Source organism: Cupriavidus sp. GW823-FHT07B10, assembly GCF_058794355.1.
Map to the genome: position 1 here is coordinate 22,413 of NZ_JBXAGS010000015.1, position 25,594 is coordinate 48,006.

The 25,594-nt window shown below is 67.4% G+C and carries 19 protein-coding genes; 14 read left to right on the forward strand and 5 right to left on the reverse strand.

The features are described from left to right. The 14 genes from AC1Q6V_RS25515 (at position 1) to AC1Q6V_RS25580 (ending at position 21,237) form a co-directional block, all read left to right on the forward strand. Positions 1 to 543: a F0F1 ATP synthase subunit delta gene (locus AC1Q6V_RS25515; RefSeq protein WP_010811266.1), complete on the forward strand. Its 543-nt coding sequence runs from the start codon at positions 1 to 3 to the stop codon at positions 541 to 543. A gap of 39 nt (positions 544 to 582) precedes the next feature. Continuing rightward, positions 583 to 2,124 (forward strand): F0F1 ATP synthase subunit alpha, encoded by a 1,542-nt coding sequence (atpA, locus tag AC1Q6V_RS25520; protein WP_010811265.1) that lies wholly within the window; start codon positions 583 to 585, stop codon positions 2,122 to 2,124. Positions 2,125 to 2,198: 74 nt separating this feature from the next. Then, positions 2,199 to 3,074 carry a F0F1 ATP synthase subunit gamma gene (gene atpG / locus AC1Q6V_RS25525; RefSeq protein WP_010811264.1) on the forward strand — a complete coding sequence of 292 codons (876 nt, stop codon included), beginning with the start codon at positions 2,199 to 2,201 and terminating at the stop codon, positions 3,072 to 3,074. A 33-nt stretch (positions 3,075 to 3,107) separates the two neighbouring features. After that, complete coding sequence (gene atpD, locus AC1Q6V_RS25530; protein ID WP_010811263.1) at positions 3,108 to 4,511, forward strand: F0F1 ATP synthase subunit beta; 1,404 nt, start codon at positions 3,108 to 3,110, stop codon at positions 4,509 to 4,511. Positions 4,512 to 4,607: 96 nt separating this feature from the next. Then, a complete protein-coding gene (locus AC1Q6V_RS25535; protein ID WP_010811262.1) occupies positions 4,608 to 5,024 on the forward strand; it encodes a F0F1 ATP synthase subunit epsilon in 417 nt (138 codons plus the stop codon). A gap of 695 nt (positions 5,025 to 5,719) precedes the next feature. Beyond that, a complete protein-coding gene (locus AC1Q6V_RS25540) occupies positions 5,720 to 6,151 on the forward strand; it encodes a CoA-binding protein (RefSeq protein WP_454749992.1) in 432 nt (143 codons plus the stop codon). A gap of 50 nt (positions 6,152 to 6,201) precedes the next feature. After that, entirely contained in the window at positions 6,202 to 7,152 is a 951-nt protein-coding gene (locus tag AC1Q6V_RS25545; RefSeq protein ID WP_011616229.1) for an alpha/beta hydrolase, read from the forward strand. 52 nt (positions 7,153 to 7,204) lie between these two features. After that, positions 7,205 to 8,296, forward strand: a complete 1,092-nt coding sequence (gene hemE / locus AC1Q6V_RS25550) for a uroporphyrinogen decarboxylase (RefSeq protein ID WP_454749991.1) — start codon at positions 7,205 to 7,207, stop codon at positions 8,294 to 8,296. A 524-nt stretch (positions 8,297 to 8,820) separates the two neighbouring features. Then, the gene (locus AC1Q6V_RS25555) at positions 8,821 to 11,142 is read left to right on the forward strand and encodes a primosomal protein N' (RefSeq protein WP_454749990.1); all 2,322 of its coding nucleotides are present in this window, start codon (positions 8,821 to 8,823) and stop codon (positions 11,140 to 11,142) included. A gap of 194 nt (positions 11,143 to 11,336) precedes the next feature. Then, positions 11,337 to 15,302, forward strand: coding sequence for a trifunctional transcriptional regulator/proline dehydrogenase/L-glutamate gamma-semialdehyde dehydrogenase (gene putA, locus AC1Q6V_RS25560; protein WP_010812180.1), 3,966 nt, complete (start codon positions 11,337 to 11,339; stop codon positions 15,300 to 15,302). Positions 15,303 to 15,458: 156 nt separating this feature from the next. Beyond that, on the forward strand, positions 15,459 to 16,610 hold the full coding sequence (locus AC1Q6V_RS25565; RefSeq protein ID WP_010812179.1) for a branched-chain amino acid ABC transporter substrate-binding protein: 1,152 nt from the start codon (positions 15,459 to 15,461) through the stop codon (positions 16,608 to 16,610). 154 nt (positions 16,611 to 16,764) lie between these two features. Beyond that, the gene (locus AC1Q6V_RS25570) at positions 16,765 to 18,729 is read left to right on the forward strand and encodes a tetratricopeptide repeat protein (RefSeq protein ID WP_439671071.1); all 1,965 of its coding nucleotides are present in this window, start codon (positions 16,765 to 16,767) and stop codon (positions 18,727 to 18,729) included. A gap of 166 nt (positions 18,730 to 18,895) precedes the next feature. Next, on the forward strand, positions 18,896 to 20,122 hold the full coding sequence (locus AC1Q6V_RS25575; protein ID WP_010812177.1) for a cation:proton antiporter: 1,227 nt from the start codon (positions 18,896 to 18,898) through the stop codon (positions 20,120 to 20,122). Further along, positions 20,122 to 21,237: a YbdK family carboxylate-amine ligase gene (locus AC1Q6V_RS25580; RefSeq protein WP_010812176.1), complete on the forward strand. Its 1,116-nt coding sequence runs from the start codon at positions 20,122 to 20,124 to the stop codon at positions 21,235 to 21,237. Before AC1Q6V_RS25575 ends, AC1Q6V_RS25580 begins: the two co-directional genes overlap by 1 nt. A 24-nt stretch (positions 21,238 to 21,261) precedes the next feature. Here the strand turns inward: AC1Q6V_RS25580 and AC1Q6V_RS25585 are convergent, their stop codons facing one another. From AC1Q6V_RS25585 to AC1Q6V_RS25605, 5 genes are all read right to left on the reverse strand, one after another. Further along, positions 21,262 to 21,765: a glycine zipper domain-containing protein gene (locus AC1Q6V_RS25585; RefSeq protein ID WP_010812175.1), complete on the reverse strand. Its 504-nt coding sequence runs from the start codon at positions 21,763 to 21,765 to the stop codon at positions 21,262 to 21,264. Positions 21,766 to 21,900: 135 nt separating this feature from the next. After that, on the reverse strand, positions 21,901 to 22,764 hold the full coding sequence (locus AC1Q6V_RS25590; RefSeq protein ID WP_454749989.1) for an alpha/beta hydrolase: 864 nt from the start codon (positions 22,762 to 22,764) through the stop codon (positions 21,901 to 21,903). 10 nt (positions 22,765 to 22,774) lie between these two features. Continuing rightward, positions 22,775 to 23,248 carry an OsmC family protein gene (locus AC1Q6V_RS25595; protein ID WP_010812173.1) on the reverse strand — a complete coding sequence of 158 codons (474 nt, stop codon included), beginning with the start codon at positions 23,246 to 23,248 and terminating at the stop codon, positions 22,775 to 22,777. A 27-nt stretch (positions 23,249 to 23,275) separates the two neighbouring features. Then, on the reverse strand, positions 23,276 to 24,013 hold the full coding sequence (locus AC1Q6V_RS25600; protein WP_010812172.1) for an MBL fold metallo-hydrolase: 738 nt from the start codon (positions 24,011 to 24,013) through the stop codon (positions 23,276 to 23,278). A 64-nt stretch (positions 24,014 to 24,077) separates the two neighbouring features. After that, entirely contained in the window at positions 24,078 to 25,454 is a 1,377-nt protein-coding gene (locus tag AC1Q6V_RS25605) for an L-serine ammonia-lyase (protein WP_010812171.1), read from the reverse strand. Between the last annotated feature and the right edge of the window lie 140 nt (positions 25,455 to 25,594).

The following is a 25,594-nucleotide window of genomic DNA, read 5'->3' on the forward strand; positions in this document are numbered from 1 at the left end:
ATGGCTGAAACCGCAACCATTGCCCGTCCCTACGCTGAGGCGCTGTTCCGCGTCGCCAGCGAATCGAGCGCAGGCAACCTGGGTGCATGGTCCGAGCTGGTGTCGGAGATGGGGCAGGTTGCTGCCAATCCCGACATGAAGGCGGTAGCCGGCGATCCGAACGTTCCCGGCGACAAGCTGGCCGAACTGTTCCTGTCGGTGCTGAAGTCCCCGCTGAATGACGAGGCTCGCCGCTTCGTCAAGCTGCTGGTGGATAACGGCCGCCTGACGGTGATGCCGGAAATCGCCGAGCAGTTCCATGTGCTCAAGAACGCCCGCGAAGGGTCGTCGGATGTCGAGATCACCAGCGCATTCCCGCTGGAAGGTTCGCAGTTGAACGACCTGGTCGCTGCACTCGAACGCAAGTTCGGCCGCAAGCTGTACGCGCAGGTGGCGGTGGACCCGTCCCTGATCGGCGGCGTGAGCGTCAAGGTCGGCGACGAAGTGCTCGACACCTCCGTGCGTTCGCGCCTGGCTGCCATGCAAGCCACGCTGACCGCCTGACCGCACCGGCCGACGGATTGAAGAATTAGGAGCATTGTGATGCAACTGAACCCCTCAGAAATCAGCGAGCTGATCAAGTCCCGCATCTCGGGCCTTGGCGCTGAAGCTGAAGTGCGCAATACCGGCACGGTGATCTCCGTGACCGATGGCATCTGCCGCGTGCATGGCCTGTCCGGCGTGATGCAGGGCGAGATGCTGGAATTCCCCGGCAACACCTTCGGCCTCGCGCTGAACCTCGAGCGCGACTCGGTCGGCGCCGTGGTGCTGGGTGAGTACGAACATATTTCCGAAGGCGACACGGTCAAGTGCACCGGCCGCATTCTGGAAGTGCCGGTGGGCAAGGAACTGCTGGGCCGCGTGGTGAACACGCTGGGCCAGCCGATCGACGGCAAGGGCCCGATCAACGCCAAGGAAACGGACGTGATCGAGAAGGTCGCCCCGGGCGTGATCGCGCGTCAGTCGGTGAGCCAGCCGGTGCAGACCGGCCTGAAGTCGATCGACGCGATGGTGCCGATCGGCCGTGGCCAGCGTGAGCTGATCATTGGCGACCGCCAGACCGGCAAGACCGCCGTCGCTGTCGACGCCATCATCAACCAGAAGGGCAAGGGCGTCTTCTGCGTCTACGTGGCAGTCGGCCAGAAGGCTTCGACGATCGCCAACGTGGTGCGCAAGCTGGAAGAGCACGGCGCGATGGAATACACCGTCGTCGTGGCCGCCGCCGCTTCGGACTCGGCCGCCATGCAGTACCTGGCACCGTACGCCGGCTGCACCATGGGCGAGTACTTCCGCGACCGCGGCGAAGACGCGCTGATCGTCTATGACGACCTGACCAAGCAAGCCTGGGCCTACCGCCAGGTGTCGCTGCTGCTGCGCCGCCCGCCGGGCCGCGAAGCCTACCCGGGCGACGTGTTCTACCTGCACTCGCGCCTGCTGGAGCGTGCTGCCCGCGTGAACGCCGACTACGTCGAGAAGTTCACCAACGGCGCCGTCAAGGGCAAGACCGGTTCGCTGACCGCGCTGCCGGTGATCGAAACGCAGGCCGGCGACGTGTCCGCGTTCGTTCCGACCAACGTGATCTCGATCACGGATGGCCAGATCTTCCTGGAAACCGACCTGTTCAACGCTGGTATCCGCCCCGCTATCAACGCCGGTATCTCGGTGTCGCGCGTCGGTGGTGCAGCCCAGACCAAGGTGGTGAAGAACCTGTCTGGCGGTATCCGTACCGACCTGGCCCAGTATCGTGAGCTGGCTGCGTTCGCGCAGTTCGCCTCGGACCTGGACGATGCCACCCGCAAGCAGCTCGAGCGCGGCCGCCGCGTGACCGAACTGCTCAAGCAGCCGCAATACCAGCCGCTGCAAGTGTGGCAGCTGGCCGCGTCGCTGTTCGCCGCCAACAACGGCTTCCTCGACAACGTGGAAGTGAAGGACATTCTGCCGTTCGAGAAGGGCCTGCACGACCATCTGAAGACCAAGTACGCCGATCTCATCAACCGCATCGAAGAGACCAAGCAGCTCTCGAAGGAAGATGAAGCCGCCCTGCGTGCCGCTGTCGAGGATTTCAAGAAGTCCGCCGCGTTCTAACCGCGTGATTCCACGACACCGCCGCCGCGCCTGGCTCACGCCGGCGCGGCGCTGGTTCGGATGGAGAGGAAGATATGGCCGGAACGAAAGAGATTCGAACCAAGATCAAGAGCGTGCAGAACACGCGCAAGATCACCAAGGCGATGGAGATGGTCGCCGCGTCCAAGATGCGCAAGGCGCAGGAGCGGATGCGCAGTGCCCGTCCCTACGCCGAGAAGGTGCGCAACATTGCGGCGCACCTGGCTACGGCCAACCCCGAGTTCAAGCACCCGTTCATGCAGGAACGCGAAGTCAAGCGCGTCGGCATGATCGTGGTCACGACCGACAAGGGGCTGTGTGGCGGCCTGAACACGAACGTGTTGCGCGCCGTCACCAATGAACTGAAGACCCTGCAGGGCCGCGGCGTGGACGTGCAAGCCACCGCCATCGGCACCAAGGGCATGCAGTTCCTGGGCCGCGTCGGTGCCAAGGTGATCTCGCACGTGGTGCACCTCGGTGACACCCCGCATCTGGAAAAGCTGATCGGCGCGATCAAGGTCCAGCTCGATGCCTTCACCAATGGTGAGGTCGACGCGGTGTACCTGGCGTACACCAAGTTCATCAATACGATGAAGCAGGAACCGATGGTCGAGCAGCTGCTGCCGCTCGCCGCCGACAAGCTGGTTCAGACCGAAGAAGAGAAGCGCGCCTACTCGTGGGATTACATCTACGAGCCCGACGCCCAGACCGTAGTGGAAGAGCTGCTCGTCCGCTACGTCGAGGCGCTGGTGTACCAGGCCGTGGCCGAGAACATGGCGTCCGAGCAATCGGCGCGCATGGTGGCCATGAAGGCTGCGTCCGACAACGCCAAGAACGTGATCGGCGAACTGCAACTGGTCTACAACAAGACCCGTCAGGCCGCGATTACCAAGGAACTGTCGGAAATCGTCAGCGGCGCAGCTGCGGTCTAAGGCGTCACGAATTCAAGCTATCGGAGATACGAAATGAGTATCGGAAATATTGTGCAGTGTATTGGCGCCGTGGTGGACATCGAGTTCCCCCGTGACGCAATGCCGAAGGTGTACGACGCGCTCGTGCTGGAAGACTCCGGCGACGCCTCGTTCGCCGAAAAGGGCCTGACCTTCGAAGTCCAGCAACAGCTCGGTGACGGCGTGGTGCGTACCATTGCCCTGGGCTCGTCGGACGGTCTGCGCCGCGGTATGGAAGTGAAGAGCACCGGCGCCCCGATTTCGGTGCCGGTCGGTCACGGCACGCTGGGCCGCATCATGGACGTGCTGGGTCGCCCGATCGACGAAGCCGGCCCGATCGCCTCGGACGAGCTGCGCGCGATTCACCAGAAGGCCCCGAAGTTCGACGAACTGTCGCCGTCGGTTGACCTGCTGGAAACCGGCATCAAGGTGATCGACCTGGTCTGCCCGTTCGCAAAGGGCGGCAAGGTGGGCCTGTTCGGTGGCGCCGGCGTGGGCAAGACCGTCAACATGATGGAGCTCATCAACAACATCGCCAAGCAGCACAGCGGTCTGTCGGTGTTCGCCGGCGTGGGCGAGCGTACCCGTGAAGGGAACGACTTCTACCACGAAATGAAGGACTCGAACGTGCTCGACAAGGTGGCCATGGTGTTCGGCCAGATGAACGAGCCGCCGGGCAACCGTCTGCGCGTGGCGCTGACCGGCCTGACCATGGCCGAGCGCTTCCGTGACGAAGGCCGTGACATCCTGTTCTTCGTGGACAACATCTACCGCTACACGCTGGCCGGTACCGAAGTGTCCGCACTGCTGGGCCGTATGCCTTCCGCCGTGGGCTACCAGCCGACGCTGGCAGAAGAAATGGGCAAGCTGCAGGAACGTATTACGTCGACCAAGACTGGCTCGATCACGTCGATCCAGGCCGTGTACGTGCCTGCGGATGACTTGACCGACCCGTCGCCGGCAACCACCTTCCTGCACTTGGACTCGACCGTGGTGCTGTCGCGTGACATCGCTGCACTGGGTATCTACCCCGCAGTGGATCCGCTGGACTCGACCTCGCGCCAGCTGGACCCGCAGGTTGTCGGCACGGAACACTACGAAGTGGCCCGCCGCGTTCAGCAGACCCTGCAGCGCTACAAGGAACTGCGCGACATCATCGCGATTCTGGGCATGGACGAACTGTCGCCGGAAGACAAGCTGGCAGTGAACCGCGCTCGTAAGATCCAGCGTTTCCTGTCGCAGCCGTTCCACGTGGCGGAAGTGTTCACGGGTTCGCCGGGCAAGTACGTGCCGCTGAAGGAAACCATCCGCGGCTTCAAGATGCTGGTGGACGGCGAGTGCGATCACCTGCCCGAGCAGGCGTTCTACATGGTCGGCTCGATCGACGAAGCCTTCGAAAAGGCCAAGAAGCTCCAGTAAGCCTTGCTCATCACTCCCGCCTGGCGGTGGGAGTGATGGCCGGCCACCCCTGCGTGTCCGGCCGCCTGAGCAAAGCGATTGGAGAAAGGATCTGATATGGCAACCATTCTTGTAGACGTCGTCAGCGCGGAAGCGTCGATCTTCTCCGGCCAGGCGAAGTTCGTGGCGCTGCCGGGCGAGTCGGGTGAACTGGGCATTCTGCCGGGCCACACGCCGCTGATCACGCGCATCCAGCCGGGTGCGGTGCGGATCGAGAAGGAAGACGGCAGCGAAGAGTTCGTGTTCGTTGCCGGCGGCATTCTCGAAGTCCAGCCCAAGCACGTCACCGTGCTGGCCGACACCGCTATCCGCGGTGGCGACCTGGACGAAGCCAAGGCGCAGGAAGCCAAGCGTGCTGCCGAAGAGCTGATGCAGAACCAGAGCAGCGATCTGGATCTGGCACGCGCTCAGAGCGAGCTCGCCGTGGCGGCTGCCCAACTGGCTGCCATCGCCCGCCTGCGTCGTAAGAAGTAAGCAATTAGTGGCTTGTCGCGCTGTTGTTTTTCTGGCGCGACAATGAAAAAAGGCAGCCGCATGGCTGCCTTTTTCTTGGGCGTGGCGATATGCTTTTATCCCGCCTGGACAAAAAAAAGCGCGCGGGCCGGGGAGGCTCCGCGCGGACGGGAAAATCCCTTCGAGGGGTCAATTCGAAGGAACGGGTTCGGTCCAGGTCGACAATCAAGGCGCAACGGATATCCAATATCCGACCAGAGGCCGCAAAGGCCACGCGCTGCAACGGTCTGCCTGGTGCTCCGGTCCAGCGGCGATCTGCTGGATCGGAAAATCGGGTTACTGCTTCAAAAGGCTTTCTTCACCACGCCCCTTTAAGTCTGCACAGCCTTATTTTACTGGGGCGCCACACGCCGGACACCGGGTGTGTCAATGTATTGTGGGGGAAACTCCCCGGCATGGCAGTAACAAAATGTATCGTTTTGCAAGAAGTTGAAAGCCAGAGGCGCCGGGATCTGGCGTGTTCGGCATATTTTCACGCGTTCACGTCACGTTAGCCGCAGAAACGTGTCGTTGTATTATCTTTGATGACGCGATTTCCATGTTCGCTCCCCCACCAATCCCTGCGTGACAATTCCGGTTACGATTCAGGACGTCTGTGGCCTTCGCGTTGCGTTTTTGCATGTCCGCGGGCCCGCCCTTGTCCACCCGGAGACGCGATGCGCCCTGAGATGCAGCAAGCCATGCTGGCGATGAAGACCGTGGCCGTGGTCGGCCTGTCCGACCGCCCGGAGCGTCCCAGTCATGAGGTTGCGGAATTCCTGCAGGACCATGGCTTCCGGATCGTGCCGGTCAATCCGCGTCATGCCGGCGAACGCATTCTGGGCGAGACCTGCCACGCCACGCTGCGCGAAGCCGCCGACGCTGCCGCGGCAGCAGGCAGCCCCATCGCGTGGGTCGACATCTTCCGCCGTGCCGAGGAAACGCCGGGCGTGGTCGATGAGGCCATCGCCATTGGCGCACAGGGTGTCTGGCTGCAGCTGGGCATCGTCAACGACCACGCCGTGCGCCGCGCTGCCGATGCCGGCCTGCTGGCGGTGCAGGACTGCTGCAGCAAGGTCGAGCTGACGCGCCAGCTCGGGCTGGACTGATTCCCGCCCCGGCACCCTTTCTTTTTCCGCTTTCCCATCAGTCGCCAACCATGGCCATCGATCCGCAACTGCTTGCCTATTACCGCCGCCTGGCGGAGCGCTATGCCAATGCGCCCGCGCCTGCCGACATTCCCGCGCAGCGGGCCCGTTTTGCCGAGATCGCGGCGGCGTCGCTGTTGCCGGATCCGGCAGGCATCACGGTGCAGGACCTGGAGCTTGCGCTCTCCGGCCGCTCGCTGGGCGCCAGGCTGTTCCGCCCGGCCGGCGAGACCGCGCCGCGGCTGGTGGTCTACTTCCACGGTGGCGGCTGGGTGATCGGCTCGCCGCAGACGCACCATACGGTTGCAGCGTTGCTTGCGGCCGACACGGGCTGCGCGGTGGCCAGCGTCGACTACCGCCTCGCACCCGAGCACGCGTTCCCGGCTCCCTGCGACGATGCCTCCGAGGCAGTGCAGTGGTTCGCCGGTGAACGTCAGGCACTCGGGCTAGCGACCGATTTCCTGGCCGTGGCGGGCGACAGCGCCGGCGGCCACCTGGCGGCGCAGGCAGCGCAGCAGCTCAACGGCGGCGGCGCGGTGCAGGTCGATGCGCAACTGCTGATCTATCCGGTGACGGCACCGGTGCTCAGCACCGAAAGCTACCGCGCCTTTGCCGACGGTCCCGGCCTGACGCGTGACGAGATGGCCTGGTTCTGGACCCAGTTCATCGGCGCCGAGGCCCTGGCGGAGGGCACCGCCCACCCCGACCACCGCGTGCACCTGATGGCCGCGCCGCTGGTGCGCCCGCCCGCCACCGTGCTGATGGTGGCCGCGCACGACGTGCTGCGCGACGACGGCCTGGCCTATGCCGACTTCCTGGTGCGCCACGACGCCCCGGTGGTCACCATCGAGGCCAGTGGCATGACCCACGGCTTCGCACGGCTGCAGCCCGATGCCGAACGCGCGCGCGAATGGATGCGGCGTGCCGCAGCGGCCTTCACCGGGATGATCGACGACGTCTGAGCGGCATCCAGCCGCAGCCATCCCTTAGAATGGCGGTCTTACGAGGATGACCATGACCGCACTGCAGAACGATACCTTCCTGCGCGCGCTGCGCCGCCAGCCGACCGAATACACGCCGCTGTGGCTGATGCGCCAGGCGGGCCGCTACCTGCCCGAGTACAACGCCACGCGCGCCCGCGCCGGCAGCTTCCTCGGGCTGGCCAAGAACCCGGCCTACGCCACGGAAGTGACACTGCAGCCGCTGGACCGCTATCCACTGGACGCGGCGATTCTCTTTTCCGACATCCTGACCGTGCCCGACGCGATGGGCCTGGGCCTGTCGTTCGCGCAGGGCGAGGGCCCGCGCTTTGCCCATCCGCTGCGCACCGAAGCCGACGTGCAGAAACTGGCCGTGCCGGACATGGCGTCGCTGCAGTATGTCTTTGACGCGGTAAGCGAAATCCGCCGCGCACTGGTCCAGGACGGCGGCCAGCGCGTGCCGCTGATCGGATTTTCCGGCAGCCCCTGGACGCTGGCCTGCTACATGGTCGAAGGCGGCGGCTCGGACGACTTCCGCACGGTCAAGGCGATGATGTACGGCCGCCCGGACCTGATGCACCGCATTCTCGAGATCAACGCCCAGGCGGTGACCGAATACCTGAATGCCCAGATCGAAGCCGGCGCGCAGGCCGTGATGATTTTCGACACCTGGGGCGGGGCGCTTGCCGACGGCATGTACCAGGCGTTCTCGCTGGCCTATATGCGCCGGGTGCTGGCCGGCCTGAAGCGCGAGCACGATGGCCAACAGGTGCCCGCGATCGTCTTTACCAAAGGCGGCGGCCTGTGGCTCGAGGCGCTGGCTGACACCGGCGCCGACGCGATCGGGTTGGACTGGACCGTCAACCTGGCCGAAGCGCGCCGCCGCACCGGCGGGCGTGTGGCGCTGCAGGGCAATATCGACCCGACCGTGCTGTTCGCCCCTGAGGCCGCGATCCGCGAGCAGGTGCGCGGCGTGCTGGACAGCTATGCCGCCGCCGGGGGCAGTGATGGCCACGTATTCAACCTTGGCCACGGCATCTCGCAGTTCACGCCGCCGGATAACGTCTCGGTGCTGGTGGATGAAGTGCATCGCCACAGCCGCAAGCTGCGCGCCGGTCAGAAGTGACGATGACAGTATGCGGCCGGCCTGGCTGCTGCTGCGGTGCCCTGCGCTGCAGCGCACCGGCGCCCCAGCGTACCCAGTGCTGCGGGAGCCGCGCCGCCGGACCCTGTCAAGTTAACTTTTTCGCCAGCATTCGCCAAAAAGGTGCTCGGACTTGACTGGCGGTACTTGACTTATGCACACCGATAGGTTTGCCGCAGTGCGGAACAGGGTTATTCCCTAACCTATCCGGGGGATGTTTGCAAGCCCTTGATTTTTAAGGATTTGGAAGAATTGCAAAGGAAGGCCCGATGCCGGTGGATCCCTTGTTTCGCGGGGCTTCCCGGCCAGCCAGTGCGACTTTTCAACAAAGTTATCCACAGGGGCGGTGGAATTAGTGGAAAACCAGTCATCTATCATCGACTTAGGGCCACATTTGAAGTTTTACTTTAAGTTGATGTTGCGCCGCACACTAGATTTCCACTCTTATTGCGCCAGGCGCCCGTTGCACAAAGGTTGCGCAATGGCGGTGCACCAGGAAGGGCCGCATGGCGCCAGCTAGCGGCGCGCTTCCGGTGGTCGAGGACAGCGCGGCGATGGGCGCCGTGATGCCGACCGCCGCCGCGCAGTCAGTCATCCGGGTCGCGCTGGACACCCCCGCCGACGACTGCTTCGACTATCTCGCCACGCCCGAGGTCGCCCCGGGTGACCTGGTGGTGGTGCCGTTCGGTCGCCGCAGCATGGTCGGCGTGGCGGTGGCGTATGCCGACAGCTCCGATGTGCCCGCCGACCGGCTACGCCAGGTGGCGCAGCGCCTGGAATGGATGCCGCCGCTGCAGCCCGACTGGATCGGGCTGGCCGCCTTTGCCGCGCGCTACTACCAGCGCCGCCTGGGCGAAGTGATGCTGCCGGCCTTGCCGCCGGCCTTGCGCGAGGCCGAGGGCTGGCCGGGCCTGGCCCAGCGTGCCCGCACCGACGAATACCGCCTGCTGCCTGGGCATGCAGAGGCCCTGCTGGCCGCCGTGCCGCCACGCGCACGCAGCGTGCGCGCCCTGGCACAGGCGCTGGCCGAGCGCGCCGCCGCGGCCGAGCCGCTGACGCTGGCCGACGCCCGCGTGCTGTGCGCGGCGGCACCGGCGCGGCTGGCCGAATGGCAGGCCGCCGGCTGGGTCGAGGCCAGCCGCACCGCGCGCCCCCTGCTGCCGACCGACCCCGCACAGCCGCCATCGACTGCGCCGCCGCTGCACGACGAGCAGCGCGCCGCGGTGCAGGCAATTGCCGAGGCCGAGGGCTTCGCGCCGTTCCTGCTGCACGGGGTGACCGGCAGCGGCAAGACCGAGGTCTACCTGCATGCGATGCAGGCGCTGCTCGAACGCGACCCCCAGGCCCAGGTGCTGATGCTGGTGCCTGAAATCAACCTGACCCCGCAACTGCAGGCCCGCATCGCTGCACGCTTCCCGCACCTGCCGCTGGCGGTGCTGCACAGCGGCCTGGCCGACCAGGAGCGCAGCCTGCAGTGGCTGGCCGCGCACCGCGGCGAGGCCCGCATCGTGCTGGGCACGCGCATGGCGGTGATGGCCTCGCTGCCGGCGCTGGCGCTGATCGTGGTCGACGAGGAACACGACACTTCCTACAAGCAGCAGGAAGGGCTGCGCTACTCGGCGCGCGACCTGGCGGTGTGGCGCGCCAAGCAGCGCGGCATTGCCGTGGTGCTTGGTTCGGCCACGCCGTCGATGGAGACCTGGTGGCGGGCCGGGCAGGGCACTTACCGCAAGCTGGTGCTGCGCGAGCGCGCCCAGGCCGAAGCGACCCTGCCGACAGTGCGCCTGGTCGACCTGAACCACGAGCGCCAGCGCCAGCGCCCGCTGTTCGAAGGCTTGTCGGTGCCGCTGCTGGAAGCCATCGACGCGCGCCTGGCGCGCGGCGAGCAGAGCCTGCTGTTCCTGAACCGCCGCGGCTACGCGCCGGTGATTGCCTGCGACAGCTGCGGCTGGCTGTCGGGCTGCCCGCGCTGCTCGGCCTACCTGGTGCTGCACCGCCCCGAACGGCGCCTGCGCTGCCACCACTGCGGCCTGGAGGCGCCGGTGCCGCACCACTGCCCGGACTGCGGCAACGTCGACATCGCGCCGCTGGGGCGTGGCACGCAGCGCATCGAAGAGGCATTGGCGACGCGCTTCCCGCAGGCGCGCATCGCCCGCATCGACGCAGATTCCACGCGCCGCAAGGGCAGCGCGCAAGCCATGTTCGACGAAGTCCATGCCGGCGAAGTCGACATCCTGGTGGGCACGCAGATGGTGGCCAAGGGGCATGACTTCCAGCGCGTGACCCTGGTCGGCATCGTCCATCCGGACGCGGCCATGTTCAGCCATGACTTCCGCGCCGCCGAGCATCTGTTCGCCTCGCTGATGCAGGTGGCCGGGCGGGCAGGGCGGGCCGGCTTGCCGGGCGAGGTGCTGATCCAGACGCGCTACCCGGACACCCCGGCATTGCAGGCGCTGACGCGCCACGACTATGATGGATTCGCGGCCAGCCAGTTGCGCGAGCGGCGCCAGGCCGGGTTGCCCCCGTTCTGCTACCAGGTGCTGGTAACCGCCGACCACGGCCAGCTGGAGCGGGCGCTGCAGTTCCTGGAAGTGGCGCGCCGGCATGCCGAAACCTGCGAGCTGGCGGCCGAGGTGCAACTGCACGATCCGGTGCCGATGTCGATGGTGCGCATCTTCAACCGGGAGCGTGCGCAGATGCTGGTTGAGGCCACCTCGCGGCCGGTGCTGCAACGCTTCGTGGCTGAGTGGGTGCAGACTTTCGCAGATGTGGGGACAGAGGCAAAAGGGGTGCGCTGGCAGCTTGAGATCGACCCGTTGCGGATCTGAGTCAGCTGGCGTGGCAGTGAAAGGTGCAACCCTGGCATTAGGGTTTTCGATAGGGTTGCACTAGGTTGCACCTTGGTGATTTTCGGGAGTAAGATCGCGCCAGCTCACAGGCTGCGGCCGGTCGCGCGCCCGTGCCTGCCGGCATGGACGAGGTAGCACCGGCGGCGGCTCCAGTCTTTCGGAGAAATGCCCGCATGGCCACCACCACTCTCGGCGTCAAGCTCGACGACGCCTCGCGCGACCGCCTCAAGCGCGTTGCCCAATCCATCGACCGCACGCCGCACTGGCTGATCAAGCAGGCTATCTTCACCTACCTCGAGCAGATCGAGCGCGGCCACCTGCCGCACGAGACCGGCGCCGCCGGTAGCGCCGACGCGGATGGCGCCGACGGAGCCGAGCTGGTCCATGGCGATGCGCCGCAGCCGTTCCTGGAGTTCGCCCAAAGCATCCAGCCGCAATCGGTGCTGCGTGCTGCCATTACCTCTGCCTATCGCCGCCCGGAAGCCGATTGCGTACCGGTGCTGCTGGAGCAGGCGCGCCTGCCGCAGCAGCAAGGCGAGGCCGCCATCAAGATGGCCAAGACCCTGGCCACGCGGCTGCGCGAGCAGAAGGTCGGCAGCGGCCGCGAGGGCCTGGTGCAGGGCCTGATCCAGGAATTCTCGCTGTCGTCGCAGGAAGGCGTGGCGCTGATGTGCCTGGCCGAGGCCCTGCTGCGCATCCCCGACAAGGCCACCCGCGACGCGCTGATCCGCGACAAGATCAGCGGCGCCAACTGGCAGTCGCACCTGGGCCAGAGCCCGTCGCTGTTCGTCAACGCCGCCACCTGGGGCCTGCTGCTGACCGGCAAGCTGGTCGCCACCCATACCGAATCGGGCCTGACCAAGGCGCTCACGCGCATCATCGGCAAGGGCGGCGAGCCGCTGATCCGCAAGGGCGTGGACATGGCGATGCGCCTGATGGGCGAGCAGTTCGTCACCGGCGAGACCATTTCCGAGGCGCTGGCCAACGCGCGCAAGTACGAGGCCGAAGGCTTCCGCTACTCCTACGACATGCTGGGCGAGGCCGCCATGACCGAGGCCGACGCGCAGCGCTACCTGGCCTCGTACGAGCAGGCCATCCACGCCATCGGCCAGGCCTCGCGCGGGCGCGGCATCTATGAGGGCCCGGGCATCTCGATCAAGCTGTCGGCGCTGCACCCGCGCTACAGCCGCGCGCAGCATGAGCGCGTGGTGGGCGAGCTGTACGAGCGCCTGAAGTCGCTGACGCTGCTGGCACGCCAGTACGACATCGGCATCAATATCGACGCCGAGGAAGCCGACCGCCTGGAGATCTCGCTGGACCTGCTCGAGCGCCTGTGCTTCGAGCCCGAGCTGGCGGGCTGGAACGGCATCGGCTTCGTGGTGCAGGGCTACCAGAAGCGCTGCCCGTTCGTGATCGACTACCTGATCGACCTGGCCCGCCGCAGCCGCCACCGCCTGATGATCCGCCTGGTCAAGGGCGCCTACTGGGACAGCGAGATCAAGCGCGCCCAGCTCGACGGGCTGGAGGGCTACCCGGTCTACACGCGCAAGGTCTACACCGACGTGTCGTACATCGCCTGCGCGCGCAAGCTGCTGTCGGTGCCGGACGCGATCTACCCGCAGTTCGCCACGCACAATGCGCATACGCTGTCGGCCATCTACCAGATCGCCGGCCACAGCTACTATCCCGGCCAGTATGAGTTCCAGTGCCTGCACGGCATGGGCGAGCCGCTGTACGACCAGGTGGTTGGCGCCACCGCGGACGGCAAGTTCAACCGCCCGTGCCGCATCTACGCGCCGGTCGGCACGCATGAAACGCTGCTGGCCTACCTGGTGCGCCGCCTGCTGGAGAATGGCGCCAATACCTCGTTCGTGAACCGCATCGCCGACGACACCATCTCGCTGGACGAGCTGGTGGCCGACCCGGTCGCCGTGGTCGAAGCCATGCACCGCGAAGAAGGCGTGCTGGGCCTGCCGCACCCGCGCATCCCGTCGCCGCGCACGCTGTACGGCAAGAGCCGCCCCAATTCGGCCGGCATCGATCTCGCGAACGAGCATCGCCTGGCGTCGCTGTCGTCGGCGCTGCTGGCAGGCACCAGCGAGCGCTTCGTGGCCGAGCCGCTGCTCGGCGCCGAGGTACCGCGCGCAGCCGACGCCATCACCACGCCGGTGCTGAACCCGGCCGACCACCGCGATGTGGTGGGCCATGTCACCGAGGCCGGCCAGGCCGAGGTCGACGCCGCGCTGCAGGCCGCCATCAACGCCGCGCCGATCTGGCAGGCGACGCCGCCGGACGTGCGCGCGGCCGCGCTGGAGCGCGCCGCCGACCTGATGGAAGCCCAGATGCAGTCGCTGATGGGCATCATCATGCGCGAGGCCGGCAAGACCTTCTCCAACGCCATCGCCGAAGTGCGCGAAGCCGTGGACTTCCTGCGCTACTACGCCGCCGAGGTGCGCCGCAGCTTCGACAACGAGACCCACCGCCCGCTGGGCCCGGTGGTCTGCATCAGCCCGTGGAACTTCCCGCTGGCGATCTTCACCGGCCAGGTGGCCGCGGCGCTGGCCGCCGGCAACCCGGTGCTGGCCAAGCCCGCCGAGCAGACCCCGCTGATCGCCGCCGCCGCCGTGCGCCTGCTGCGCGAAGCCGGCGTTCCGGCCGGCGCGGTGCAGCTGCTGCCGGGCCGCGGCGAGACCGTGGGCGCCGCGCTGGTCGGCGACGCCCGCGTCAAGGGTGTGATGTTCACCGGCTCGACCGAAGTCGCGCGCATCCTGCAGCGCAACGTCGCCGGCCGCCTCGACGCCGCCGGCCGCCCGATCCCGCTGATCGCGGAGACCGGCGGACAGAACGCGATGATCGTCGACTCGTCGGCGCTGGCTGAACAGGTGGTGGGCGATGTCCTCAGCTCCGCTTTCGATTCGGCCGGCCAGCGCTGCTCGGCGCTGCGCGTGCTGTGCCTGCAGGAAGACGTGGCCGACCGCGTGCTGGAAATGCTCAAGGGCGCCATGCAGGAACTGAACATGGCCAATCCGGACCGGCTCTCGACCGACGTCGGCCCGGTGATCGACGACGAAGCGCGCGGCAATATCGTGCGCCATGTCGATGCCATGCGCGCCAAGGGCCGCCGTGTCCATCAGGCCGACCCCAACGCCGCGCAGGGCGCCAGCTGCCGCAACGGCACCTTCGTGCCGCCGACGCTGATCGAACTGGATAGCATCGAGGAACTCAAGCGCGAGGTGTTCGGCCCGGTGCTGCACGTGGTGCGCTTTCCGCGCGCGGCGCTGGACACCATGGTCAGCCAGATCAACGCCACCGGCTACGGCCTGACGCTGGGCATCCATACCCGCATCGACGAGACCATCTCGCACATCGTCAGCCGTGCCCATGTGGGCAACCTGTATGTCAACCGCAATATCGTTGGCGCCGTGGTGGGCGTGCAGCCCTTCGGCGGCGAAGGCCTGTCGGGCACCGGCCCGAAGGCGGGCGGCCCGCTGTACCTGCACCGCCTGCTGTCGGTCTGCCCGCAGGACGCGGTGGTACGCAGCGTGCGCGCGTCGGAAGCAGGCGGCGGCGCCGAGGCGGCCACGCTGCGCGACGAGGCCGCAGCGGCCTTCCAGGCCTGGGCCAGGGCCGAGCTGCCGGCGGTGGCCGCCGCCTGCGAGCGCCTGGCCGAGGCCTCGCCCTCGGGCCTGACCGTGACGCTGCCCGGCCCCACCGGCGAGCGCAACACCTACACCCTGCTGCCGCGCGAGCACGTGCTGTGCCTGGCCACGCAGGAGGCCGACCTGGCGCTGCAGCTGGGCGCCGTGCTGACCGTCGGCGCAGACGCCGTATGGCCGGAAAACCCTGTCAGCCGGGGGCTGTTTGCGCGCCTGCCTAAGGGCGTACAATCGCGCGTCCGCATGGTGGCCGACTGGACCGCGGCGGACATCGCTATCGATGCGGTGCTGCACCACGGAGATTCCGACCAGCTGCGCACGGTGTGCGAGCAGGTGGCGGTGCGCCCCGGTCCGATCATCGGCGTGCAGGGCCTGGCGCAAGGTGAACCGAATATCGCGCTCGACCGTTTGCTGATCGAGCGCTCGCTTTCGGTCAACACCGCAGCCGCGGGCGGCAATGCCAGTTTGATGACGATCGGCTGAGGCAACCCTCGGACCTCGTCATGTCGAAGCACGCAGCGGTGGCGGCGATCCCGCCCCGGTTGCGTATTGAAGCAAGGTGCGGCACTGCCAGGCTGCACCGCTATAACTGCCGGCAACGGCACCACATCGGCACCATTTGGGACCCAAGGAGATCTGATGAGCTCGACATTCCACAAGACGGCAATGACCGTTGCCCTGACCCTGGCTGGCCTGACCGCCGCCTCCGCCGCGTTCGCGCAGGCCCAGGAAATCAAGCTGGGCTTTGCCGGCCCGATGACCGGCGGCCAGGCGCAGTACGGCAAGGACATGCAGAACGGCATCGTCCTCGCGATCGAGGACATGAACGCCACCAAGCCCAAGATCGGCGGCAAGGAAGTCAAGTTCGTGCTGGTCTCAGAAGACGACCAGGCCGACCCGAAGACCGGCTCGGTGGTGGCGCAGAAGCTGGTGGATAACGGCATCCAGGGCATGCTCGGCCACTTCAACTCGGGCACCACCATCCCGGCGTCGATGGTCTACAACCGCGCCGGCATTCCGCAGATCGCCATGGCGACCGCGCCGGAATACACCAAGCAAGGCTTCAAGACCACCTTCCGCATGATGACCTCCGACACCCAGCAGGGCTCGGTGATCGGCGCCTTCGTGGTGAAGAAGCTGGGCGCGAAGAACATCGCCATCGTCGATGACCGCACCGCGTACGGCCAGGGCCTGGCCGACGAGTTCGAGAAGGCCGCCAAGGCCGCCGGCGGCAAGATCGTGCGCCGCGAGTTCACCAACGACAAGGCGGTGGACTTCAAGGCCGTGCTGACCAACATCAAGCGCAGCAACCCGGACATCATCTTCTACGGCGGCGCCGAGACCCAGTCCGCGCCGATGGCCAAGCAGGTCAAGGAACTGGGCATGAAGGCCCCGCTGGTGTCGGGCGAAATGTCCAAGACCGACAACTTCCTGAAGCTCGCCGGCCCGGCCGCCGAAGGCACCGTGGTGTCGCTGGCCGGCCTGCCGCTGGACCAGATGCCTGGCGGCTCCACGTACGAGAAGAAGTACGAGAAGCGCTTTGGCTCGAAGGTGCAGACCTACTCGCCGTACGCCTACGACGGCGCCACCGCGATGATGTCGGCCATGGTCAAGGCCGGCTCGACCGACCCGGCGCGCTACCTGCCGGTGCTGGCTGCTACCAATATGCAGGGCGTGACCACCAAGACGCTGGCGTATGACGCGCGCGGCGACCTGAAGGATGGTGGTATCACTGTCTATAAGGTGGTTGGCGGCAAGTGGACGGTGCTGGAGACGGTTGGCGGGAAGTAAGCTGCTGGCTGGTTTTGGTTATGGGAGAACGCTGCCTTTGGGTGGCGTTTTTTCTTTTGGGGGCTTGGCGGCAAGCCTCCCAAACAATTCCGTATCTCCCCCATTGGCGCATAATCCCGCACTCGCACATTTTTTCAATCCATAGGAGCAGTACGTGTCCGAGCAGGAAGCCAGCTACGACCACGCCATCGGGCTAGCCAACCAAGGGCGCTTCACCGAAGCCCTGCAGATTGCCGACCAGCTGTCGCAGGCCCGCCCCGAGGTGGTTGATTTCGTCACGCTGCGGGCGCGGCTGCACTTTGACAACGGTGACGCCAACGCCGCGCTGGCGGTGCTGGACGAGGCGCTGGCGCGGCTTGACACGCTGCCGCTGCAGCCGCCGCACCGCTGGGCCTCGCGCGGGGTGATCGCGCACCGCTACGGCGCCATGCTGATGAGCCTGGGCCGCGATGCCGAGGCGCGCCCGTGGCTGCATGAGGCCGCGCAACGCAGCGGCCTGCTGACGGGCGAATGGGCCGCGCATTTCCACGCCGGCCTGGCCGCGCTGCGCATGGGCGACATGGCCGCCGCGGCACGCTACTGGCATGACCTGATGGTCCGCAATCCCGACCTGGGCGCAGATGACATCGCACCGCTGGTGACGGACTACATCGCCCGGGCCGAGGCCGCCGGCGTTCCGGTGGAGCCCCTGATGCGCGTCTGCCTGGGCCGCGTGGCCCTGGACAACCCGCATCTGCTGGAGCTCGATCCCGCAGCCGGTGACGCCGTGGCCGCCGACCAGGCCGCCCGTGTGCTGGCCGAGCACCCTGACCACCCCGAGGCGCGCCGCCTGCGTGCACCGCTGCGCCACGGCGTGGGCGACGTCCAGGGGGCACTGGACGACCTGGCGGTCTACCTGCGCCAGGTGCCCGACCCGCAGAGCCAGGTACGCGAACTGGCCTGGCGCCACCAGCTGGCGCAGCGCGCCGACAGCACCCAGCCGGCCGATCGCGAGCCGTGGCTGCGCTTCACGCTGACCGACCAGTCCGACGACGGTGCCGGCTACTACCGCGCCGCCATGGCGCTGGGCGAGTTCATCGACGAGGTGCCGGCCGCCGAGGCCGCGCTGCGGCCGGTGCTTGTGCAGGCCGGCCGTGCCGGCGTGGCGCGCTTCGACCAGTATTTCGCCACCGGCCAGGGCGATGCCGCGGGGCACGGCGGCAATGCCGACCCGCATGTCTATTCGCTGCTTTGCCGGCTGCTGTCGCGCAGCCTGCCGGCCGACGCCGCGCACGTGGACGAGCGCATCGCGCTGCACCAGCAGGGCATGGCCGCCAGCGAGTTCATCGATCACTGGATCGACCTGCTCGACTGCCACGCCGACGCCGGCCAGCACCAGAAAGTGGCCGAGCTGGCCGGCGAGGTGCTCAACCGCTACCCGCTGGAGCGTAACCCGGCCGACGTGACCTGGGCCTTCAGCCGCATGATCGCGGCCTGGAAGGCCATGGGCGGCGCCGAGCCGACCGAGGCCGCCCGTGCCGCGATGATGCATATGGATGCCCGGCTGGACGCGCTGCCGGTGGAAGCCCGCAGCGAGGCCGCGCACCCGATGGCGCATGCGCGCGCGCACTTTGCCGCGCTGCTGCAGGCGCAGGTGGCCGGCATGGACGAGCACGACCGCACCGATGCCCTGGCCGAGATCGAGGCCCAGCAGCGCCGCGCGCTGCTGGTCGAGGACGCCTGGCTGTACAACCGCTTCGGCCAGGTCTGGCGCGACGCGGGCGAGCCCGAGCGCGCGCTGCCGCTGTTCGAACAGGCCGTGGCGCTGACCGAGGGCGATCCGCTGGACCAGGCCGGCCCGCGCGTGCAGCGCGGGCTGGTCCACCATGCAGCGCGGCGCCACGATGCCGCGCTGGCCGACTTTATCGCAGCCTTCGCCGTGCGTGACGACTGGGATGCCGAGGTGTACCTGCGCGCGGTGCAGTCGGCGCTTGGCCTGGACCAGCGTGAAACCGCGCTGGGGTATTTCGAAAAGGCCCGTGCCCGCGGGGCCGCGCAGGGCTCGACGCGCACTTTGTACGCACAGGTGGAGGCCGCGCTCAAGGCAACCCGCCCGATGTGGAAAGTCTGGGGCGTCTGAAACGTCGCTCCGGGCCGCCGAACGGTCTGAACATGTAAGGGATGTAAAAAACGCCATCCGGAGATGGCGTTTTTTACGTGCAGATGACAGAAGTTGTGCGCGTGTTTTGTGCGGTGTCGGACAATCACTGACATGGATTGTGAAGTGCTTACATTACCATGTCGCCATGAACGGACTGAGCCAACTTTTTCCAAGCCTCCCGCTCGCGCCCGGCGGCCTGTTCTGGGTCGGGCTGGCGCTGGTCGGCGCCGGCCTGGCCGGTGAGCTGAGCCGGCGCTGGCTGCGCTGCCCGCGCATCGTCGGGTATGCCGCGGCGGGGCTTTGCGCCGGCATGCTGGGGCGCGGCATCGTCGACGAGAACATGATCAACCAGACCCGTATCCTGATCGATATGGCGCTGGCGCTGGCCTTGTTCGAACTCGGGCATCGCCTCTCGCTGACCTGGCTGCGCGCCAACCGCTGGCTGCTGCTGACCAGTGCCTTTGAAAGCCTGCTGACCTGGGGCCTGGTGGCGGCGGTGCTGCAATGGATCGGCGCCTCGCCCGGCGTGGCGATCCTGGCCGGCGGCATCGCGGTCAGCACCTCGCCCACCATCGTGCTGCAGCTCAAGAATGAGTTGCGCGCCGACGGCCAGGTCACCGAGCGCCTGATGGCGATGGCCGCACTCAACAGCATCTACGCCGCTGCCATCGTGCAGGTCGCCACCGGCTGGCTGCATTCGGAATACGGCAACCTGGGCGCGGCGCTGCTGCATCCGCTGTACCTGCTGGTGGGCTCGTGCCTGCTGGCGTGGGTGGTGGGCAAGCTCGGCCATGCCATCTATGACCGCATGTCGGCCGACGACCACTACAGCTTCCTGGTGCTGGTGGGCCTGGTGCTGTTCACGCTGGCGCTGACCCGGGTACTAAAATTGTCGATGCCGCTGACGCTGATGCTGGCCGGTGTCGTGTTCAAGCACCAGGACAACCAGCCGCATGTGTGGCCGCCGCATTTCGGCAGCGCCGGCAGCCTGCTGATCATCGTGATGGTGGTGTCGCTGGGCCTGCCGCTGACGGCACAGGACTGGGCCGTGGGCGGCGTTTACGCCATCGCGCTGGTGGTGCTGCGCCATGTGGCCAAGCTGGCCGGCGTGGTCTCGCTGGGCTCGTTCTCGGGCCTGAGCCTGCGCCAGTGCATGGCGCTGGGGCTGGCGCTGGCGCCGATGTCGGGCCTCGCCTACCTGCTGATGCATGACGTGGCGCGGCTCTACCCCGGTACCGGCCAGCCGCTGGCGGCCATCATCCTGTGCGCGCTGGCAATCGAACAACTTTTCGGTCCGGTGATCGCGGCCTGGGCGCTGCGCTACGCAGGCGAAGTCCGCGTCGACATCCGGGCCAATGGAGGAGGGCGCTGATGTCGCTCGAAACGTTCAAGCACTCTGAGGCGCTGACCTTCGGCGTGGAGCTGGAGCTGCAGCTGGTCAACCGGCATGACTATGACCTGGCCCCGTTCGCGCCCGACCTGCTGCGCGCGCTCAAGGGCGCCGAGCATGCCGGCGACATCAAGCCGGAGATCAGCCCGTCGATGATCGAGATCAGCACCGGGATCTGCCACACCTACCAGCAGGCGCTGGAAGAGCTGACTGTGATGCGCGACCTGATGGTGGCGGCCTCGCGCTCGCTGAACCTGGGCATTGCCGGCGGCGGCACCCACCCGTTCCAGCAGTGGGCCGACCGCACCATCTCGGATTCGCCGCGCTACCAGTACATCTCAGAGCTGTACGGCTACCTCGCCAAGCAGTTCACGGTGTTCGGCCAGCACGTGCATATCGGCTGCCCCAGCGCCGACGAATCGCTGTTCCTGCTGCACGCCATCGGCCGCTATGTGCCGCACTTTGTGGCGCTGGCGGCATCCTCGCCCTATGTGCAGGGCGTGGATACCGGCTTTGCCTCGGCGCGGCTGAATTCGGTCGCGGCCTTCCCGATGAGCGGGCGGGCGCCGTTCCTGCTGACGTGGGACGCCTTCACCGCGTATTTCGAGAAAATGCGCAATACCGGCGTGATCGAGAGCATGAAGGACTTCTACTGGGATATCCGGCCCAAGCCCGAGTTCGGCACCATCGAGGTCCGCGTGATGGACACGCCGCTGACGGTGCAGCGCGCCTGCGATATCGCCGCCTATATCCAGATGCTGGCGCGCTACCTGCTGCTGTCGCGCCCCTTCATGCCGCAGGAAGACGATTACCTGGTGTACACCTTCAACCGCTTCCAGGCCTGCCGTTTCGGGCTGGAGGGGGAGTACGTGCATCCCAACGAACTGACGCGCATGCCGATCGCCGACCACATCCTGTCGATCTGCGACGCGCTGGTGCCGCACGCCGAGGCACTCGGCTCGCTGGAGGCGCTGGCCAATATCCGCGCGCTGGCCGAGCGCCGCGACGGCGACGCCGAGTGGCTGCGCCAGGTCGATGCCGATGCGCGCAGCCAGCGTGAAACGGTGCGCAAGGCGTGTGACCGGTGGGCTGCCTGAGCCTGCGCCAGGCTGCCCCTTGTCTTATTTGACGCTGTAGCCGCGCCCCTGCATGCAGGCGCCCCAGGCTTGGTAGTACGAGCCCATCGCCTGGCTGGTATTGGCCGCCGCCTGCTGGTTGGCCGCGTTCGCCTGGCGGCGCGACTGCCGGTGCGCCACGCCGCCCCCCACCGTACCCGCTGCAGCGCCGACCGCCGCACCCTTGCCGGCATCGCCTGCCATCGCGCCCACCACCGCGCCCGCCGCGGCGCCGCCCGCGGCACCCCGCACGCGCTGGCCGCTCTGCGCCTGGGCCGGCGGCGGGGCGTTGGCGGCCTGTGCCGGATCCACGCCGGTCTGCTGCTTGGCCCAGCTGTAGCAGGCGCCGTCGTCGCTGGCCTGCTGTTGCTGACTCTGGCCCTTGGCCGGATAGGCCATGGGCTTGTTCTGCGCCATGGCCTGAGCCGGGATCAGCGCCGGGGTCAGCGCGATCGCCGCGGCCAGTACGCCGAGGCCACGGTACAGCTTGCGATGCGGGCATTGCTTCATGATGATGTTCCCCCACGGGTGTCGGCTACGCGACGCTGGACGCACCGACCGGTGCGCAAGTGGCGAGCCGTTCTGTGAAGGCCAGTATTTGCGGCACGCAGGGGTAAGTCAAATCAGCGTTTTGACGGCCCGATGTTATTTGTTTGTAGTGGGTGGCGGGGACAGCAGGAACGCGACCGCTTCCTGCCACCAGGCCGTATCGACATGCCCGGCCCAGTCGTTATGCCCGGCGCCGCCGATCACCGCGAGCCGCCGCGGTTCGCCCAGCGACGCATAGAGCGCCTGGCCGAAGCGTGCCGGCACGATGGTGTCGCGTTCGGCGACCGCGACCATCACCGGGCGGCCGAAGCCTTCCAGGTTGGCCGCGCTGTCGTAGCGGTCGCGCAGCACCCAGCCGGCCGGCAGCCAGGGATAGTGATGCGAGGCAATATGCACAAGCTTGTCCCACGGCGTGATCAGCAGCACGCCGGCGACGCTCTCGCGCTGGCGCGCCGCGGCCGCTGCGGCCACGCCCGCGCCCAGCGACTCGCCGACCAGCAGCAGCGGGCCGCCGAACTGGCGCCGGGCCAGCGCAATCGATTGTTCCGCGTCTGCCACGAAGCTGCGCTCGCCGAGTGCGCCGGTGCGCGGGCCGTAGGCCGGGTACTCGGCCAGGATCACGCGAAGGCCCAGCTTCGTCAGCGCGCTGGCGTAGTAGCCGCGATGCCCGGCGTGCCCGGCATTGCCGTGAAAGACCATGGCGGTGGCGCGCGCCGGTCCGGCCGGTTCGGCGACAAGGCCGCGAAAGTCCTGCGGCCCCGGCCAGGCGCGCAGCCCGGGCGAGACCATGGCGTCGACCGAGGCTTTATCGGGAAAGTAGAGGAAGTGATCCTGCATCATGCTGATTCCGGCAAGCAGGACCAGTCCCGCACCGAGCCAGCGCAGCACCCTGCGGCGAACCGATTCAGTCCGCGGCGACACCAGCCGCGCTGGCGCCGGTGCCGGGGAGATGGCAGGCATGGCAACGCGCTCAGGCGCAGGCGAACACCGGTTCGCAGCGCACCTCGGTCCTGACCGAGTTGGCGATAAAGCAGGCGCCATGCGCGGCGTGGTGCAGGGCATCGAGTTCTTCGCGCGTGGGCTCGCGCTCGCCGCCAAACGTCACCTGAGGGCGCAGCGTCACCACGGTCATCGCCGTCTGCCCGTCCGCGTTCTTTTCCATCACACCGGTGGCCGCATCCAGGTAGCGGTCGACGACAAAGCGTTGCTTCGCCGCCAGCGACAGGAACCACAGCATGTGGCAGCTGGACAGCGAGGCGATGAACATCTCTTCGGGATCGACCGCGCTCGCATCCGACATCGGCAATGGCACCACATGGGGTGATGACGATCCCGGGACTTCCGCGCCACCGTCAAAGCGCAGCACATGCCTGCGGCTGTAGCGGTTGCCGGCGAAATCCTGCCCGTCGCGTTGCCACAGGACTTCAGCGGTGTATGTGGACATGCAAAGACTCCTAACGTTAGGAAAACCTCAGGCGCCGTGCGGCACGCTTTCGCCGTCGCGCAGGCCCAGGCGCTGGTTGGCCGCCACGGCGACATCGATCAGCTTCGGGCGCGGCAGGTTCAGGTTGCGCATCATCTCGATGAACTCTTCACGCGTGCGGCCGGCGACGCGGCTGTTGTGGGCGCGCTCCTGGCCGATGGTGGACGAGGTGCGGCCCTTGTAGTCGTGGGCCGGATAGACCTGCGTGTCGTCGGGCAGCGCAAACAGCTTCCTGGTCAGGCTGTCGTAGAGCGTGCCGGCGTCGCCCGACTGGAAGTCGGTGCGGCCGCAGCCGTCGATCAGCAGGGCATCGCCGGTGAAGACGCGGCGCACGATGCCGTCGGGCGTGGGCTCTTCCCACAGGTAGCTCATGCTGCCGGCGGTGTGCCCGGGCGTATGGATGGCGCGCAGCACCTGCTTGCCGAAGGCGACAGTGTCGCCGTCGATCAGCTGCTTCTGCGCGGGCTTGATATCGCAGCCGGACGGCGCCGCGGTGTGCGCGCCGGTCTGCAGCGCAAGGTGGCCGGCCGAGGTGATGTGGTCGGCATGGGCATGGGTCTCGATGACCCACGCCAGCCGCGCGCCGGTTGACTTCAGCAGCGCCAGGTCGCGTTCCAGCTGGTGGTCGACCGGATCGATCAGCAGCGCGTCCCCGGTGGCGGCGTCGATCAGCAGGTAGGTGAAGGTGGACGAGGTGTCGTCGAACAGCTGGTGGAAGGTCTGCATGGCTGCCCTCTTGTTTTTCGTTCGGGGAACGCCGCCATGATACGCCGCGCTGCGCGCGCGGACATTAGCATTCCACGATATTCACCGCCAGCCCGCCGCGCGCCGTCTCCTTGTACTTGGTCTTCATGTCGGCACCGGTCTCGCGCATGGTCTTGATCACCGAATCGAGCGATACGTAGTGCGTGCCGTCGCCGCGCAAGGCCATGCGCGCCGCGTTGACCGCCTTGACCGAGGCCATTGCGTTGCGCTCGATACACGGGATCTGCACCAGTCCGCCAACCGGGTCGCAGGTCAGCCCGAGGTTGTGCTCCATGCCGATCTCGGCCGCGTTCTCGACCTGCGCCGGGCTGCCGCCCTGCACCGCCGCCAGCGCGCCGGCGGCCATCGAGCAGGCCACGCCGACTTCGCCCTGGCAGCCGACCTCGGCGCCGGAAATCGACGCATTGAGCTTGTACAGCAGGCCGATCGCGCCCGCGGTCAGCAGGAAGTCGACCACGCCTTGCTTGCTGGCGCCCGGCACGAAGCGGTCGTAGTAGTGCAGCACCGCGGGGATGATGCCGGCCGCGCCGTTGGTAGGTGCCGTGACCACGCGCCCGCCGGCGGCGTTCTCTTCATTGACTGCGATGGCGTACAGGTTGACCCAGTCCATCACCGAGAGCGGGTCGGACAGGGTGCGCTCGGCGCGCTCGGTCAGGCTGCGGAACAGCTCCGGCGCACGGCGCTTGACCCTGAATGGCCCCGGCAGCTCGCCGTCGGTGCGGCAGCCGCGCGCCACGCACGCCTGCATCACATCCCAGATATGCAGCAGGCCGCTGGTGACTTCCGCCTCGCTGCGCCAGGTCAGCTCGTTTTCCATCATCAGCCGCGCGATGCTCTTGCCACTGGCGGTGGCCATCTCCAGCATGTCCTTGCCGCTGCGGAACGGGTGCGGCAGCTGCTGCGCGGCATTGAGCACCTGCGTATTGGGTGCGCCCGCGGTCACGACGAAGCCGCCGCCGACCGACAGGTAGCGCGCCTCGCGCAGCGATGCACCGCCGGCGTCGAAGGCATGAAACTTCATGCCGTTGGGGTGCTCGGCCATCGCTTCGCGCCGGTAGAAGGCGATGTGCTCCTTCTCGACAAAGGGCACGACATGCTGGCCCAGCAGGGACAGCTCGCGGCCCGCGCGCAGCGCGGCCAGGCGCGTGTCGATCGAATCGGGATCGATGGTGTCGGGGGCTTCCCCCATCAGGCCGAGGATCACGCCCTTGTCGGTGCCGTGGCCCTTGCCGGTGGCGCCCAGCGAGCCATAGAGCTCGGCACGCACGCTCGCCACCTGCGGCAGCAGGCCGTCGCGCTCAAGCCCCTGCGCGAACATCAGCGCAGCGCGCATCGGGCCTACGGTATGCGAGCTCGACGGGCCGATGCCCACCTTGAACAGATCAAAGACGCTGACTGCCACGGAATGTCTCCAGCAATGGGATGGCCCTGAAGAGGCTCTTCTTGGTCGGTTGGCGTGGCTGCGGCGGGCACCGCGACACCGCGATGCCCGTCATCTCGAGCATAGTTCGTTGGCGGGCCGCCGCGGCTGCGGCGGCGCTA

What these genes read in the sequence shown, in the direction of transcription:
- AC1Q6V_RS25535 (WP_010811262.1), top strand. Translation starts at nt 4,608, where the DNA reads ATGGCAACCATTCTTGTAGACGTCGTCAGCGCGGAAGCGTCGATCTTC.
- AC1Q6V_RS25600 (WP_010812172.1), bottom strand. Translation starts at nt 24,013, where the DNA reads ATGCAGACCTTCCACCAGCTGTTCGACGACACCTCGTCCACCTTCACC.
- AC1Q6V_RS25565 (WP_010812179.1), top strand. Translation starts at nt 15,459, where the DNA reads ATGAGCTCGACATTCCACAAGACGGCAATGACCGTTGCCCTGACCCTG.
- AC1Q6V_RS25595 (WP_010812173.1), bottom strand. Translation starts at nt 23,248, where the DNA reads ATGTCCACATACACCGCTGAAGTCCTGTGGCAACGCGACGGGCAGGAT.
- hemE (WP_454749991.1), top strand. Translation starts at nt 7,205, where the DNA reads ATGACCGCACTGCAGAACGATACCTTCCTGCGCGCGCTGCGCCGCCAG.
- AC1Q6V_RS25575 (WP_010812177.1), top strand. Translation starts at nt 18,896, where the DNA reads ATGAACGGACTGAGCCAACTTTTTCCAAGCCTCCCGCTCGCGCCCGGC.
- atpD (WP_010811263.1), top strand. Translation starts at nt 3,108, where the DNA reads ATGAGTATCGGAAATATTGTGCAGTGTATTGGCGCCGTGGTGGACATC.
- AC1Q6V_RS25555 (WP_454749990.1), top strand. Translation starts at nt 8,821, where the DNA reads ATGGCGCCAGCTAGCGGCGCGCTTCCGGTGGTCGAGGACAGCGCGGCG.
- AC1Q6V_RS25590 (WP_454749989.1), bottom strand. Translation starts at nt 22,764, where the DNA reads ATGCCTGCCATCTCCCCGGCACCGGCGCCAGCGCGGCTGGTGTCGCCG.
- AC1Q6V_RS25580 (WP_010812176.1), top strand. Translation starts at nt 20,122, where the DNA reads ATGTCGCTCGAAACGTTCAAGCACTCTGAGGCGCTGACCTTCGGCGTG.
- AC1Q6V_RS25515 (WP_010811266.1), top strand. Translation starts at nt 1, where the DNA reads ATGGCTGAAACCGCAACCATTGCCCGTCCCTACGCTGAGGCGCTGTTC.
- atpG (WP_010811264.1), top strand. Translation starts at nt 2,199, where the DNA reads ATGGCCGGAACGAAAGAGATTCGAACCAAGATCAAGAGCGTGCAGAAC.
- atpA (WP_010811265.1), top strand. Translation starts at nt 583, where the DNA reads ATGCAACTGAACCCCTCAGAAATCAGCGAGCTGATCAAGTCCCGCATC.
- putA (WP_010812180.1), top strand. Translation starts at nt 11,337, where the DNA reads ATGGCCACCACCACTCTCGGCGTCAAGCTCGACGACGCCTCGCGCGAC.
- AC1Q6V_RS25540 (WP_454749992.1), top strand. Translation starts at nt 5,720, where the DNA reads ATGCGCCCTGAGATGCAGCAAGCCATGCTGGCGATGAAGACCGTGGCC.
- AC1Q6V_RS25585 (WP_010812175.1), bottom strand. Translation starts at nt 21,765, where the DNA reads ATGAAGCAATGCCCGCATCGCAAGCTGTACCGTGGCCTCGGCGTACTG.
- AC1Q6V_RS25545 (WP_011616229.1), top strand. Translation starts at nt 6,202, where the DNA reads ATGGCCATCGATCCGCAACTGCTTGCCTATTACCGCCGCCTGGCGGAG.